Below are 14,100 nucleotides of genomic sequence, written 5' to 3'. Positions count from 1 at the left end.
CGGTCGGTTGATGTCCGTCCGCTGAGACGATCAAGACATAGCTGCCAGGTGCGGGCGGCTCGATGGTGTAGCTGCCGCTGCCGTCTGCGGTCGCCCGCGAAACCTGTTGTCCGCGTTGGCTGATCAGTGTCAACGTCGCCGCCGGTACGGGGTGCTGGTCGTCCCGGCGAATGTGGCCACCGATCGTCCGTCCACCGTGGCGCAGCTCGCGGGCGACGAGCCCGAGGCGCGCAGCGGCGTGATCGACCGGGGCAAGTGGTTCGGAGGCGACCGCCTGTCGGCTGTGCGTGGCGACCTGATCAGTGCGATCCGGTGCAGCTTGCGTGCTCCCGATCTGCTCGGCCGAGACCGGGGCCGGGAGCTCCGTTGGCTCGGAGGATGCGGCATCGACAGACACAGGAAGGTCGGGATGTACAGGCCGCCGCAGCGCGCGCAGTTTCGCGCCCTCGACGTCGATATCGGGCAGGATGTGGTTGAGCCACTGCGGGATCCACCAGGATCGGTGTCCCATGATCACCAGCAGGGAAGGCACCACCACCATGCGCACCACGAAAGCATCGATCGCGACGCCGCAGGCGAGGGCGAAGCCCATGGATTTGGCGGTGACATCGGATTCCAGCAGGAAGGAGCCGAACACCGAGATCATGATGATCGCCGCCGAGGTGACCACGCGGGCTCCGTGGTGGTAACCGGAGATCATGGCGTCCGTCGGTGACTTACCGTGTACGTATTCCTCACGCATGCGCGTCACCAGGAACACCTGATAGTCCATGGCGAGCCCGAATACCAAGCCGATCAACATGATCGGCAGGAAACTGATGATCGGCTGTGGATCGGAGATCAGGCCGAAGGTGCCTTCCTGGAAAACCAGTACGGTAGCGCCGAAGGTAGCGGCCATCGACAGGAGAAAACCGAGAGCCGCGGTGAGCGGCACCAGGATCGACCGGAAAACCAGGATCAACAGCACAAAGGCCGCACCGGCCACGATCGCCAGATAAGGCACGATCTTGCCGAGTAGGACGTGGTCCATATCGGCGTAAATGGCGGTGGTTCCGGTGATTCCGTACTCGATGCCGTACCGCTCGGTCAGCCCGCCTTCGGCGTCGCGAGCCGCGCGCACCAAATCCTTGGTCGCCTGGTTGTTGGGCCCCAATTTCGGTACACCGCTGAGCATTACGCCGAGCTTGTTCGCACTGAGCTTCGGTGCGGTGACGTAGTCCATCGCCGAGAACCCGGCAAGCCGATCGTGCAGCGCGGCGACCGCGGCATCGCGCTCGCCCGCCGGGACCTTCTCCAGATCGGCGACGACGGTCAGCACGCCGTTGCTGCCTTCGCCGAAGCCCGCCGTCCTGATGTCGTAGGCCTGCCGGACCGTGGAATCGGTCGGGAAGCTGTTCTCACCCGGCAGCCCCAACTGCAACCCGAGTGCCGGAGCGGCCAACGTGCCCAAGGCCGCCACGGCAATGATCAATGCGACCCGTGGTCGTTTGCCGATCAGGCGGGCCACCCGGGTACCGATGGTGATGGAGGTGTCGTCCTCCGGGTCGTGCCGGGCGACCATCGGCAGCTTCGGAGTGAACAGGAAACGGCCGAAAGCGCCGAGCAAAGCGGGCATCAGGGTGATGGCGGTGAGCACCGCGAAGAAGGCTGCGACGGCACCACCGAGGCCCATGAACGTCAGGAAGTTCACCCCGACGATGCTCAGCGCACCCAGGGCGACAATGACGGTGAGTCCGGCGAACACCACCGCGGAACCGGCGGTACCGACCGCGATGCCCGCGGCCTCTTCGGAACTTTCCGCGACATGCAGTTCATGCTTGTAGCGGGAGACGATGAACAGCGCGTAGTCGATGGATAGCGCGATACCGATCATCGACGCCAGAAACGTTGTGAAGCTTGGGATCTCGATGATCGAGGTGCTCAGCGAAATCACCATCATGGCGGCACCGAGCCCGACAATGGCGGTGACGATCGGCACGAAGGCTGCCACGATGGCCCCGAAGGCGATCACCATGACGACCAGCGCCACCCCCATGCCGATCATCTCGGAGTGACCGCTCGGCTGCTTCTGCTTCTGCTCGATCGCCCCGCCGATCTCGACGGTCAACCCGTGCGCGCGAGCAGGGGCGGCCACATCGTAGGCGGCCCGGCGCTGTGCGTCGGTGATGTCCGCTGCCGAGGCGATATCGAATGGCACCGAGAGCACCGCGACAGTGGCCGGTGCATCCTTGTTCAGCACATTCAGCGGCGCACCGGCGCACACCGCCGGGTTGGCATCGGTCAGACATCCCATCGCCTTGGTCGCCGCGATCGGGTTTTTCAGTGCCGCAGCGTCTTTTTCGGTGACGAGTCGCTTGTGGCCGTCGTCGACCGAAAGGTGCGTGAGATCGGTGATGAGCGCCTCGATGGCGGCAGCATTGTCCTTATCGGTCAGCTTCGTACCCGCAGGTGCCCTGATGACGTACGTTCCGCTGACGGCATCGATGCCGAACTGTCCTGACATGCCTGGGAACTGCTTATCCAAGATGTCGGTAGCGCGTTCCGACGGTAGCGACGGCATGCTGAACTTGTCGCTCATCGGCTTGCTCAGCAAGCTGCCCCCGACTCCGAGCGCCGCGAGCAGTAGGAGCCACACCGGAAGAACGATCCACTTGCGTCTGAACGCGAATTTGCCCCACCGATAAAGGTATACGGACACGAAGGGTTCTCCTAGGTGGTATCCGGTGTGCCGACTTCGGGGCCCGTGTACAACACTTTCGCGGCCCGCAACGCATGCGAACAGTTCCCCCGGCCCGCTCTACCGATCTACCGCACCGTAAGACTGGTCGATCGACAGAAAGCCGTAAATGGAGGAGTAACCTCAAGTTTCGCGAGTTTACCGCACGAGAAATCGACACTGTAGTCGGCGGGGTCCGGTCGGTGGAACAAGCACAGCATCCGAGTTGCTCTCGGGCTCACGTAGATTGCCCGCCGCCACCGCTGAGGGATTGCTGTCGACGGAGACTCAGATCCACCGACAACTACCGGCGTCCCTGTTGATCTCGCTGCACGGCAAGGCCGTGATGGCGGCGGCGGCGAATCCGATGTGGTGACTGGTGCCGATGGCTCGCCAGGTGGATGCGTTACCCGGCCCGGGTTCCTTGCTCGACGGAAGCGGTTCTCATGGTGGCCACGCGCCTGGATTTCCTGGTCGCCCCAAGTCAATCCCGGGGTGAACTCGGGCTGGCCGGCCATCTCTCCACAGATGTCGAAGAATCGGGCGTGGCGTTCTCTGCGAGCGTCTGCCTCGGCGACATCGCACGCTGTCCATCGGATTCGGTCCGGGAACTGTTGCCGGGGACGAAATCGATGAGAGGTAAACAGATTTCGGCTAGCTCATCTGCCATGTGCTTCAAGGCTGTCAGCTCGCCGCGACGGTCTTTCAAGATCGGCACATAGTGTGTTGTTCTGTTCATCGGTGACTGCTGTCTGGCGGGAAGAAGCCGCTCGAATCGCGAATCCCTCTGTCCTTCAACGCGATAACGCTTCGAGCTACGCTGCTCGAGTCATTGCTCGAAGTATCGGACCGAACGGGGACTCGTGGGAGCTCTCCATCGGTAATAAATCGGGCACTCTGAGTCGGTGGCTTGCCCACGGCCGGTAGCGACGCTGGGGCTTGCTATGTCGAACAGTCGTTACGATAGGTCATGAGTGCGTGCGGTCGGTGGCTCGAGCATCGGGACGAGGAATTGGCGGGCGATCGCGGCCAGCTGCTCGTCGTCGTCGAGATCGACGACCTGGCTCGGGATCGCCAGGAACGAGGCACAGATTCGGACCATCAACTCGGCGACCAGTTCGGTGCGCAGGTCTGGGGAGATGGTGCCGGCGCGCTGCTCCTGGCGGAGCTGGTGGGCGACGAATTCGCTGACCATGGCTACCGCTCGCCCGCCGTCGCCGATGAGCGTACTGACAAAATGGTCGGGTTCCTCGGTGATCAGGGAGCCGATCAGTGGATTGCCGCGTAGTGCGCGCAGGGAGCTCACGAAGCCGAGTACTACGCGATCACCCGGGGTTGCGGCCACGGTGATATCGACGAGGAACTTGTCGAAGTAGCGGCGGAATTCACGCAGGACAACCTGCTCGACCAGCTCGTCCTTGGTGGCGAACCGGCGGTAGACGGTGATGCGTGAGACGCCCGCCTGCTTAGCTACATCCTCCATGGTCGAGCGCTGGATACCCCATCGTTGAAATTGCTGGTTGGCCGCGTCGAGGATGCGTGCGCGAATCCCGTCGGTGTTGTCGGCCTGTTCGATGGCCTCGAGGTAGGCGCGTTCGAGCAGGGATTTACCGGCTGGGGGAGTACCAGCGGGTAGCGCGGATTCCACGGGTGCCTTCCTCGAAGATACGTAGGTACATCGGCTGTTCCATCGTATGACCTCGGCGGCGAGCGCAGCGGCGTGGCGGGCGAAGGGCAGCGCAACACTGTTCCTCGCACCCGCCGCGCGCAGGCCTACCGCAGACGTGAATCAGCGGTTGGTCAAAGGGATTTCGATACTGAGCGGCATGCGAAGCTCGGCCACGTACCAGAGCGCGAACTGGCGCAGGAACTCGTCGAACATCCAATAGGGCGCGTCCACGACCGGAGCCACCGACAACACGCCTTCCCGGACGGCGACGAACGGGCCCCACGCGATTTCGAGCAGCGGGCTCCATACCGGCTCTCGGGGAATGGTGAGCCAGTCAGCGACCTTGTCTCCCATGACAAATCGGGTGAACGCGCCCAGGATGGGCCGGCTGAGCAGAGTCAGATCGAGGTCGGCGCCGAGGTTGAGCAGCTGGTTGGCCAGGTCGTTACCCTCGGCGGTCGGTGCCAGGATCGGGTCGAGCACCTGTGCGGCCTGCGCGTCGGCCTGATCCCACGTCGCCGGGATGTATTCGTCACGGATGCCGAGCAGGTGACCGGCCAGTTGCCAGCTGTGCAGGTAACCATCGGATTCGGCGGCCGGGATGGGCACTTTCCACGCGTTGAGTGTCCGCATGATGGTGGTCGCCAAGCTGTGCCAGGTGACCATCAGGTCGTCCTGGCTGATCGGAGTGATGCCCGACGGCCAATGCGGTGACTGCGGCAGGATATGCCGCACGGACGCATGGATAATCCTGGTCTTCACGCAGGTCACGACCATCTCGCCGTCATCTCCGTAGGCGTTGACCGTGCCGATGTCGTACCCGAATTTCGCAGTCTTCGCGATACGTTCCTTCAAATGCGACCCACCCCGCGAGTAGTACACCGCTAGCGCTTCGTGGGGAATAGCCGTGGACATCATCCCGCTGGCGAAGGCGTAGAGAACACCCAGGTAGAGGCCGCGCTTCTTGGTGAACTCGAACGAGCTCGCCAGCTTGCCCGGGTCGGTCCACGACGGCAGCTGACGGGCGGATTCGATGAAGTCGGCCAAGCCCTTCGGCAGGCCGGCCGGTAAGGGCTGACCGTTGCGGGTCCAGGTCGCCAGCAGTCTGTTCACCTCGGGCACATCGGCATGGTCGATCACATCCGCCAAAACCGAGTCCGCTTCGGGGTCGTACACCGTCAACGGATCGGCCCCGCCGCCGCTGCCGACCACCGAATCGTTCGGCGACCAGGACCAGGGCTCTGCCCTCGCAGTTCGCGCACCCAGTGCCAGTGCACCGACCGCGCCCAAAAGCCCTCCACCTGTCCTCAATGCGTCACGTCTACTGAGCCGATGTGCATCCATGCTACGGTCCCTCTTCATCGAGCCTGTTACAAAGACACTCTGTATGTATCTGAGTATCTTTATGACATCACACCGTGACTGCCATCACAACCGGCCGGCGAGGACTTTCGCCGACCACCAAGACGAAGGACCAGCAAATGAACCCGTGGATTGTTATTCAGAATCTCCTCAACCAGTTGGACCTGGGGTCCGCCGGAAGCAGCGGACCGTTGCACTGACACGCCCGCCGTCGCCGGATGCCTGGATCAGTTTCGACCGTCGTTGAGGTGAGTCGCTGTTCGATTTTGCGGGGCACGCGGGGTCGGGCCGTGTGGGTTGTTTTGCGGCGGCCGGGGGAGTGCCGATGGTCGTCCGGCCCGGTCCGGTGGTTGCGGCCGATCTGAATGGTCCGGGTAACACAAATCAACTCTGGCGCAACGACTTACAGGCGCGACCTAGGTGCGGGAGGGTGCCGCATGTGGGAGGAAACGTGGGTCGTGGAAGGGGTCCGTGGGGGAGGGTAGTCGTGTGTGCTCGATGCGGCCGCGCTGGGCGAGATGCCGCAGGTGGCGGTCGAGTCGGAGTGCCAGATTTGCGGGTGCGCCGTGCACTTTCGCTGCTAGGCAGATGACCTCGACGCACTTGCGGGCCGAGTTCCAATCCCGGCGCTGCACATCGACGAGCGGTAGTAGATCGAGCGCGGCAGGGCGTGCGGGTCACTGCCACCGCGCCGACGTCGGCGCCCGTGGAGCAGGCCACGCGCCAACTGATTGAGACCGCACACGCCAACGGGTACAGCAAGGCCGAGGTGCTCGGCTTGATCGAGGAGTTGATGTAATGCCCGCCGGGTCGGTCGTATTCCCGGTTCGCATTCGATCGTGAGGTTGCGGCGTATTCTCGCTTCCAGGGTCCTATCGGTCAGGAACGAGAGGGATCGACAATGCGGGGCATTCACAGCGGTGTGCTCGGAGCCATGTCGGCGACCGTTCTTGCAGTGCTGGTGATCGGTGCGCCGTCTGCGGTCGCGGATCCGCCGCCGACCGTGCAGCTCGGTTTCCACAACGGCTACTGTTCGACGACCGAGGTCGGCGTGCCGGCGAATACCCCGTTCAATATTGATATCGACACCAGCTTCCAGTTCACCGATACGTCCCAGTTCCGGATTCCCGCACTGAACATCCGGGTGATCCTGCCGAGCGCGTACTTCAACCCGCACTCCCGGGTCGAGGTCGGCCCGCAGCCGCCGGGTCCGATTCCCTTCGAACTCGAGACACCCTGGGTTTCGGGAAGTGCAGGCAAGGGTTGTTGGGGGACCATCCAGGTCTGGTGAGGGCTGGGGTTTGCGCGCGTTGTCTTCGTCCCGCGAGGCCCCGGTCCATGCCCGCGTTTACGCACGGTCTCCCTATCCGGATCGGCGCACCGAGACGGTCAGGTGCTTCATGAGGGGCTGATCGCTTTGGGGGCTGAAGTCGCCGATGGCGCAGAGCACGTTGAGTTCGGGCATGTAGCCGACGGCGTTGCCGCGGGGGAGGTCGTAGGGGATGGCGCGGTATCGGTTGACAGTGCGTTCGCTGCCATCCTTGGCGATGCTGGTGATGTCCACCAGGTCCATGTCGGAGAGTCCGCGTTCGCGCATGTCCTCGGGGTTGAGGAAGATCAGGGTGCGGAGGTTGTGGACGCCGCGGTAGCGGTCGTTGGCGGAGTAGATGGTGGTGTTCCACTGGTCGTGCGAGCGGACGGTCGCGAGGGTCAGCAGGCCTTCGCCGGTGCGGGATACGGGGAGTGGGGCGAGGGAGAATTCGGCTCGGCCGGAGGGGGTGAGGAAGATGCGTTCGCGGGCGGGTTGGCGCAGGCGGAAGCCGTTCGGGCCACGGACCCTGCGGTTGAAGTCCTCGAATCCGTCGAGTGCGCGCTGCATAGTGTCCCGAATTCGGTCGTAGTCGCCGATGTAGTGCTCCCACGGTGTGGTGCTGTCGGGCAGGGTGGCGCGGGCCAGGCCGGCGATAATGGCGGGTTCGGAGAGCAGGCTGGGCGCCGCGGGCGGCTTCATGCCGCGCGAGAGGTGCACCATGCTCATCGAATCCTCCACCGACACAGACTGTTCGCCGGATTCCTGCGTATCCCGTTCGGTACGTCCCAGGCACGGCAGGATGAGTGCGCGTTGTCCGTGCACCAGGTGGGATCGGTTCAACTTGGTCGAAACATGCACGGTGAGTGCACATTTGCCCAGCGCCTGGGCGGTGAAGTCGGTATCGGGTGCCGCGAGCGCGAAATTGCCGCCCATGCCGAGGAATACGGCTATCTCGCCACGGTCCATCGCCTCCAGTCCGCGCACGGTGTCCAGCCCCGGTTCGCGCGGCGGGTCGATATCGCAGGCGGCGGCCAGTCGGTCGAGGAATTCCGCGCCGGGGCGGTGGTCGATTCCGCAGGTGCGGTTGCCCTGCACATTGCTGTGCCCGCGGATGGGGCAGAGCCCGGTGCCCTCCCGGCCGATATTGCCGCGCAGGAGTAGCAGATTGACGATTTCACGCACCGTGTCGACGCCGTGCTCCTGCTGCGTGATGCCCAGACACCACATGATAACGGTGCGGGTGGCGTCTGCGTAAATGTTTGCCGCCGAATGGATTTCGGCACTACTCAGCCCCGATGCTGTCTCCAGGTCCGACCAGGATGTCTGCGCGCACAGCGCCCGATAGTCCTCGAAGCCGGTTGTGAACCGTGACAGGAACTCCTCGTCGAGTACCTGCGCCCCGCCGTCCGCGCGCTCCAGTACCGATTTCGCGATACCGCGCAGCAGCGCGAGGTCGCCGCCGATGCGCGGCTGCAGGTTCATGGTTCCGGTCGGGGTGGCGTGAAAGGTTGCCATGGCACGGAACTCGTGCGGCACGATGGTGCGCCCCGATGCGGCCTCGATGAGCGGATTGACGTGTATGACACGTGCGCCGCGGCTGTAGGCGTCGGCCAGTGCGGTGAGCATGCGCGGCACATTGGAGGCCGCATTGACTCCCATCACGAAAATCGTGTCGGCTTGGTCGATGTCGTTGAGATCGACGGTGCCTTTACCGGTGCCCACCGCGGCGGTCAACGCCCGTCCGCTCGCCTCGTGGCACATATTGGAGCAGTCGGGCAGGTTATTGGTGCCGAACTCGCGCACGAAGAGCTGGTACAGGAACGTCGCCTCGTTCGACAGCCGCCCGGAGGTGTAGAACAGCGCACGATGCGGTGAGTCCAGCTCGCGAAGACTGCCGCCGAACAATTCGAAAGCCTCCGACCAGGACACCGGAACATAGCGATCGGTGCCGGGATCGTAGGACATCGGCTCGGTGAGCCGGCCCTGGTCCTCGAGATCATGGTCGTTCCATGCGCTCAGTTCCGTGACGGTGTGCTCGGCGAAGAATTCCGGCCCGACCCGTTTGGGCGTCATCTCCCAGGTGGCGTGTTTGATGCCGTTCTCGCACAGGTCCAGATGCAAGCCGTGCTGATCATCGGGCCACGCGCAGCCCGGGCAGTCGAATCCCTTGCCCTCATGGTTCATCGTGGTCATCAGGCGTGCGGAGTTGATCGGTTCATCCGCCTTCAGCAGGACCTTGCCCACCGACACCGCGGCGCCCCATCCTGCCGTCGGATGCTTGTACGGCTTGTGCGACGGGGTCCCTCCGGTGGGTCCGCGCCCGCCTGCGGGCGTGTTGTCCTCGGGGGATTCGGTCATTGTCGTAGCCCTTTCGCGACATCGGAATCGTGCTGCGGGAATGGCGGGCAAATCGATCAACTACAGATTAACGAGATATTAGCCCTCATGATTGTCGGCTCCGCCCGCCATACGTAACATCGACCTACGCCGAACACCTCATGAACGAGCTCGGCTACGTCTCCGATCCGCCCACTCAGCTCGGTTTCCTCAACGCCCAGATGCAGCGCATCCAGCGCGTGATCATCGACATCGGGATGCACGTCGGTAAGAAGTTCCCCGCCGAATCGCCCTTCGCGGCCGGCGAGCAGGTGACACCGCACAGTGCCCGCGAATTCTACGGCTGCTACTGCGGATTGCCCGCCGATCAGCTCGACAGTGAGATGGTCCGTTACCTCAGCCTCCCGGGGCAAGCCATCTGTTACAAACTCGGCGAACGGGTCTGGCTGAATGGCCGCGAGAATGCTCGCAAAGGCATGGTGATGCATTCGATCTGAAAAGCTGGCACATGGCGGCCCTGTCGCAGGGCTCCCTCGGGCTCGACGACCTCGCACGCGAGGTCGTCAGGCTATGACCATCGGTCGGCCCGGCAGCTGCCGCGTCGTGCCCGAACTCGTCCTATCCAAGCGGACCGGTCGGTGGCGGTGGGCGGCCGCCGATGCTGGCGGTCAGCGCCGCCGCGGTCGCCCGTACCGCGGCGGCCAATTCGGGCCAGGTCTCGCCACATTCGACAGATTCGTCCGATTCGTCCGGACAGTGATGGCGCAGCGTAATGCTCAGCGCGGCGATCGGGCGCCCGCCGTGATCGAACACCGCCTCCGCGACGGTCGCGAAACCTGCGGTGACATAACCGTCCTCGACCGACCAGCCGCGCGCCGTCTCGGTCCGGAGGGTAAGGCGCAGCGCGCGCAGATCGCGAGGGCCGCGCCGCGTGCGCATCGGGAACGCGGCCGGGCCCGGGAACAAGGCCCGCACGTGCGCCGGCGCGAGATGACGCAGCATGGCCCGGCCCGTCGCGGTCAGGTGCGCGGGCAGCCGTACCCCGACATCGGTGATGAGCGTCTGCGGCCGGGCCGGGCGCTGCTCGATCAGGTACAGCGATTCATTGCCGTGCAGAATCCCGAGGTGCCCGGTCCAGCCGACCGCGTCGACCAGGGTGCGCAGCAACGGCGCGGCCACCCGCTCGAGCGGATCGTGGCGCAGATACGCCGAACCTAATTCGAAGGCCGCCACCCCCAGGCCGTAGCGCCGTTCGGCCGCCAGATAGGCCACGTATCCGGCTGCCTGTAACTCGTTGAGCAGCTGATATGTCGACGACCGCGGAATGCCCAGCTCCCGGGCGATGGCCGCGGCGGGCACCGGGCCCGTCCGCTGGGCCAGCAGGTCCAGGATCCGCAGGCCGCGCCGCAGGGCCGGAATATCACCGCTCATATTGTCTGAAATACCAGACGAATCCCCGTCGTGGGTGCTCGATCCTTGCCGTCCGAGGCGATGGAATGGTGCTCATGACAATCGGAACCCAGCGGGTACTGGTGGGTGCGGACCCGCTGACTCTGTCCGAAGTGGTCGCGGTGGCGCGGCACGGCGCCGCGGTGGAACTCGCCCCGGCCGCCCTGGCCCGGCTGGCTCAGGTGCGTCGTCACATCGACGAGCTGGCACACAGCGAGCGACCCGTTTACGGCGTCTCGACCGGATTCGGCGCGCTCGCCCTGCGCCACATTCCGCCCGAGCGCCGCACCGATCTGCAGCGCTCGCTCATCCGCTCGCATGCGGCCGGGGCGGGCACGCCGGTGGAGGCCGAGGTGGTGCGGGCCATGATGCTGCTGCGGCTGCGCACCCTCATGTCCGGTCACACCGGGGTGCGGCCGGGGACGGCGCAGGCGCTGGCGGGACTGCTGGATAGCGGGCTGATTCCCGTTGTGCCCGAATACGGTTCGCTTGGCTGCTCGGGCGATCTGGCCCCGCTGGCCGCCGTGGCGCTGGCGCTCATGGGCGAGGGGTCGGTGCTCGGCCCCGAGGGGGAGTACCCGATCGCCCAGGCGCTCACCGATTGCGGGCTGACCCCGATCACCCTGGCCGAGAAGGAGGGCCTGGCGCTCACCAACGGCACCGACGGCATGCTCGGCATGCTGGCGCTGGCGATTGCCGATCTGCATCGGCTGTTCGATTTCGCGGATCTGACCGCCGCCATGAGCGTGGAAGCGCAACTGGGCACCGATCGGGTGTTCGCGGCCGATCTGCAACAGCTGCGCCCGCATCCTGGCCAGGCCACCGCGGCGGCCAATATGCGTGCGGCGCTGGCCGGTTCGGAGATCATGGCCAGTCACCGCGGGGACGACTGCCCGCGGGTACAGGATGCGTATTCATTGCGCTGCGCCCCGCAGGTGCACGGCGCCGCCCGCGACACCCTGGCCCACGCCGAGACCGTGGCCGAGCGCGAATTGTCTTCGGCCATAGACAATCCCGTGGTGCTGGCCGACGGCAGGGTGGAATCCAACGGCAATTTCCACGGTGCGCCCGTCGGCTATGTGCTGGACTTCCTGGCCATTGCCGTCGCGGATGTGGCGAGCATTGCCGAGCGGCGCACCGACCGCATGCTGGATGTAAACCGCTCGCACGGCCTGCCCGCCTTCCTGGCCGCCGATCCGGGCGTGGACTCCGGCTACATGATCGCCCAGTACACCCAGGCGGGCGTGGTGTCGGAGCTGAAGCGCTGCGCCGCCCCGGCCTCGGTGGATTCCATTCCGTCCAGCGCCATGCAGGAGGACCACGTGTCGATGGGCTGGGCGGCCGCGCGCAAACTGCGCCGCGCCGTGGACGGGCTGACCACCGTGCTGGCCATCGAATTACTCACCGCTGCAAGGGCTCTGGACTTCCGTGCGCCGTTGCGGCCCGCACCCGTCACCGGTGCGGCCCGGGATCTGGTGCGCGAGCGTGTGCCCGGTCCGGGACCGGATCGGCATCTGGCGCCCGATATCGCTGCCGTGACCGAACTGATTCGGTCCGGCGCCATCAATCATCTTCTCGACCAGGGGGTTTCGAACTCATGACCCGAACCGTTCGCGCGGCCCGCGGCACCACACTCACCGCTCGCGGCTGGCAGACCGAGGCCGCCCTGCGCATGCTGCACAACAACCTGGATCCCGAGGTCGCCGAGCGGCCGGACGATCTGGTCGTCTACGGCGGCACCGGCAAGGCCGCCCGGGACTGGCCCAGTTTCGACGCCCTCACCCGCACCCTGATCGACCTGCGCGAGGACGAGACGCTGCTGGTGCAGTCGGGAAAGCCGGTCGGCGTGCTGCGCACCCACGAGTGGGCGCCGCGCGTGCTGCTCGCCAATTCGAATCTCGTTCCGGACTGGGCGAACTGGCCGGAGTTCCGGCGGCTCGAAAGCCTGGGTCTGACCATGTACGGGCAGATGACCGCCGGATCCTGGATCTACATCGGCACCCAGGGCATTCTGCAGGGCACCTACGAAACCTTCGCGGCGGTGGCCACCAAGCGGTTCGGCGGCAGCCTCGCCGGAACCCTCACCATCACAGCGGGACTGGGCGGCATGGGTGGCGCACAGCCGCTGGCCGTCACCATGAACGGCGGGGTGGCGCTGTGTATCGAATGCAATCCTGAGCATGCGCAGCGCCGCGTGCAGACCCGATACCTGGACGAGGTGGCCACCGACCTCGACGATGCGCTGCGGCGGGTCGAGGCCGCCAAGCGTGAACGGCGCGCACTGTCGGTCGCGGTCATCGGCAATGCCGCGGAGGTGCTGCCGGAGCTGCTGCGGCGGGAGGTCGAGGTGGATATCGTCACCGACCAGACCTCCGCGCACGACCCGCTCACCTACCTGCCGATCGGCATCGCGCTCGAGGACTGGGACGACTACGCGGGCCGGAAGCCCGATGAATTCACCAAGCGCGCACGGGATTCCATGGCCATCCACGTAGGCGCGATGGTGGGCTTCCTCGACCGCGGGGCGGAAGTATTCGACTATGGCAATTCCCTGCGCGGCGAAGCGAAGCTGGCCGGATACGAGCGTGCCTTCGACTTCCCCGGCTTCGTGCCCGCCTACATCCGTCCCCTGTTCTGCGAGGGCAGGGGCCCGTTCCGGTGGGTCGCGCTCTCCGGCGATCCGGCCGATATCGCGGCCACCGACCGCGCCATCCTGGAATTGTTCCCGCAGAACGAATCCCTGGCCCGCTGGATGCGCCTGGCCGGCGAACGGGTGGCCTTCCAGGGCCTGCCCGCCCGTATCTGCTGGCTCGGCTACGGCGAACGGCACGCCGCCGGATTGCGTTTCAACGAAATGGTCTCCAACGGTGAGGTTTCCGCCCCGATCGTGATCGGGCGCGACCACCTGGACTGCGGGTCGGTGGCATCCCCCTACCGCGAAACCGAGGCCATGGCCGACGGCTCCGACGCCATCGCCGACTGGCCCCTGCTGAATGCCTTGGTCAACACTGCCTCCGGGGCCAGCTGGGTGTCCATCCACCACGGCGGCGGCGTCGGCATGGGCCGCTCGATCCACGCCGGACAGGTCACCGTCGCCGACGGGACGCCACTTGCCGCGCAGAAGATCGAGCGGGTGCTCACCAATGACCCGGGTATGGGTGTGCTGCGGCACGTGGACGCGGGCTATCCGGAAGCAGACCAGGTCGCCAAGCAGCGTGATGTACGAATTCCGATGTGGGACAGGTGAATCAGTGA

At 65.4% G+C, this 14,100-nt stretch carries 11 protein-coding genes and 1 pseudogene; 5 read left to right on the top strand and 7 right to left on the bottom strand.

All coding sequences use genetic code 11. From position 1 onward, the window contains the following. From JWN03_RS45895 to JWN03_RS40160, 5 genes and pseudogenes are all read right to left on the bottom strand, one after another. Positions 1-397 (bottom strand): carboxypeptidase-like regulatory domain-containing protein (locus JWN03_RS45895; protein ID WP_297626954.1); only part of this gene is annotated, 397 nt, incomplete at its 3' end. Between the two features lie 21 nt (positions 398-418). Further along, positions 419-2,698: pseudogene (locus JWN03_RS40170) on the bottom strand (MMPL family transporter); the annotation flags it as partial. 502 nt (positions 2,699-3,200) lie between these two features. Next, positions 3,201-3,455 carry a beta family protein gene (locus tag JWN03_RS45665; RefSeq protein WP_366914544.1) on the bottom strand — a complete coding sequence of 85 codons (255 nt, stop codon included), beginning with the start codon at positions 3,453-3,455 and terminating at the stop codon, positions 3,201-3,203. Positions 3,456-3,674: 219 nt separating this feature from the next. Beyond that, positions 3,675-4,364, bottom strand: coding sequence for a TetR/AcrR family transcriptional regulator (locus JWN03_RS40165; protein WP_297626934.1), 690 nt, complete (start codon positions 4,362-4,364; stop codon positions 3,675-3,677). A 141-nt stretch (positions 4,365-4,505) separates the two neighbouring features. Continuing rightward, positions 4,506-5,729 (bottom strand): oxygenase MpaB family protein, encoded by a 1,224-nt coding sequence (locus tag JWN03_RS40160; protein ID WP_297626931.1) that lies wholly within the window; start codon positions 5,727-5,729, stop codon positions 4,506-4,508. Positions 5,730-6,417: 688 nt separating this feature from the next. On the opposite strand from JWN03_RS40160, the gene JWN03_RS40155 reads away from it, so the two are divergent. Both JWN03_RS40155 and JWN03_RS40150 read left to right on the top strand, forming a co-directional pair. Further along, positions 6,418-6,546 carry a hypothetical protein gene (locus JWN03_RS40155; RefSeq protein WP_297626928.1) on the top strand — a complete coding sequence of 43 codons (129 nt, stop codon included), beginning with the start codon at positions 6,418-6,420 and terminating at the stop codon, positions 6,544-6,546. A gap of 102 nt (positions 6,547-6,648) precedes the next feature. After that, positions 6,649-7,038, top strand: a complete 390-nt coding sequence (locus JWN03_RS40150) for a hypothetical protein (protein ID WP_297626925.1) — start codon at positions 6,649-6,651, stop codon at positions 7,036-7,038. Between the two features lie 72 nt (positions 7,039-7,110). Here JWN03_RS40150 and JWN03_RS40145 read toward each other — a convergent pair whose 3' ends face one another. Beyond that, the gene (locus JWN03_RS40145; protein WP_297626922.1) at positions 7,111-9,417 is read right to left on the bottom strand and encodes an FdhF/YdeP family oxidoreductase; all 2,307 of its coding nucleotides are present in this window, start codon (positions 9,415-9,417) and stop codon (positions 7,111-7,113) included. Positions 9,418-9,494: 77 nt separating this feature from the next. On the opposite strand from JWN03_RS40145, the gene JWN03_RS40140 reads away from it, so the two are divergent. Further along, complete coding sequence (locus JWN03_RS40140) at positions 9,495-9,893, top strand: DUF885 family protein (RefSeq protein ID WP_297626951.1); 399 nt, start codon at positions 9,495-9,497, stop codon at positions 9,891-9,893. A 121-nt stretch (positions 9,894-10,014) separates the two neighbouring features. Here the strand turns inward: JWN03_RS40140 and JWN03_RS40135 are convergent, their stop codons facing one another. Further along, complete coding sequence (locus JWN03_RS40135; protein ID WP_297626919.1) at positions 10,015-10,827, bottom strand: IclR family transcriptional regulator; 813 nt, start codon at positions 10,825-10,827, stop codon at positions 10,015-10,017. Positions 10,828-10,892: 65 nt separating this feature from the next. Here JWN03_RS40135 and hutH point away from each other — a divergent pair, with 65 nt between their 5' ends. Both hutH and hutU read left to right on the top strand, forming a co-directional pair. Continuing rightward, positions 10,893-12,446, top strand: coding sequence for a histidine ammonia-lyase (gene hutH, locus JWN03_RS40130; RefSeq protein WP_441343147.1), 1,554 nt, complete (start codon positions 10,893-10,895; stop codon positions 12,444-12,446). After that, positions 12,443-14,092 (top strand): urocanate hydratase, encoded by a 1,650-nt coding sequence (gene hutU, locus JWN03_RS40125; RefSeq protein WP_297626914.1) that lies wholly within the window; start codon positions 12,443-12,445, stop codon positions 14,090-14,092. The genes hutH and hutU overlap by 4 nt, the downstream gene beginning before the upstream one ends. Positions 14,093-14,100: the final 8 nt, after the last annotated feature.

The sequence above is a fragment of the Nocardia sp. genome (genome assembly GCF_025465275.1).
Lineage (GTDB): Bacteria > Actinomycetota > Actinomycetes > Mycobacteriales > Mycobacteriaceae > Nocardia.
The sequence above is the reverse complement of the archived record's forward strand: the minus strand, read 5'-3'. Positions and strand labels throughout refer to the sequence as shown.

Coding starts and splice junctions, on each gene's coding strand:
- JWN03_RS40145 (WP_297626922.1), bottom strand. CDS start 9,417: ATGACCGAATCCCCCGAGGACAACACGCCCGCAGGCGGGCGCGGACCC.
- JWN03_RS40160 (WP_297626931.1), bottom strand. CDS start 5,729: ATGGATGCACATCGGCTCAGTAGACGTGACGCATTGAGGACAGGTGGA.
- JWN03_RS45665 (WP_366914544.1), bottom strand. CDS start 3,455: ATGAACAGAACAACACACTATGTGCCGATCTTGAAAGACCGTCGCGGC.
- JWN03_RS40135 (WP_297626919.1), bottom strand. CDS start 10,827: ATGAGCGGTGATATTCCGGCCCTGCGGCGCGGCCTGCGGATCCTGGAC.
- JWN03_RS40150 (WP_297626925.1), top strand. CDS start 6,649: ATGCGGGGCATTCACAGCGGTGTGCTCGGAGCCATGTCGGCGACCGTT.
- hutH (WP_441343147.1), top strand. CDS start 10,893: ATGGTGCTCATGACAATCGGAACCCAGCGGGTACTGGTGGGTGCGGAC.
- hutU (WP_297626914.1), top strand. CDS start 12,443: ATGACCCGAACCGTTCGCGCGGCCCGCGGCACCACACTCACCGCTCGC.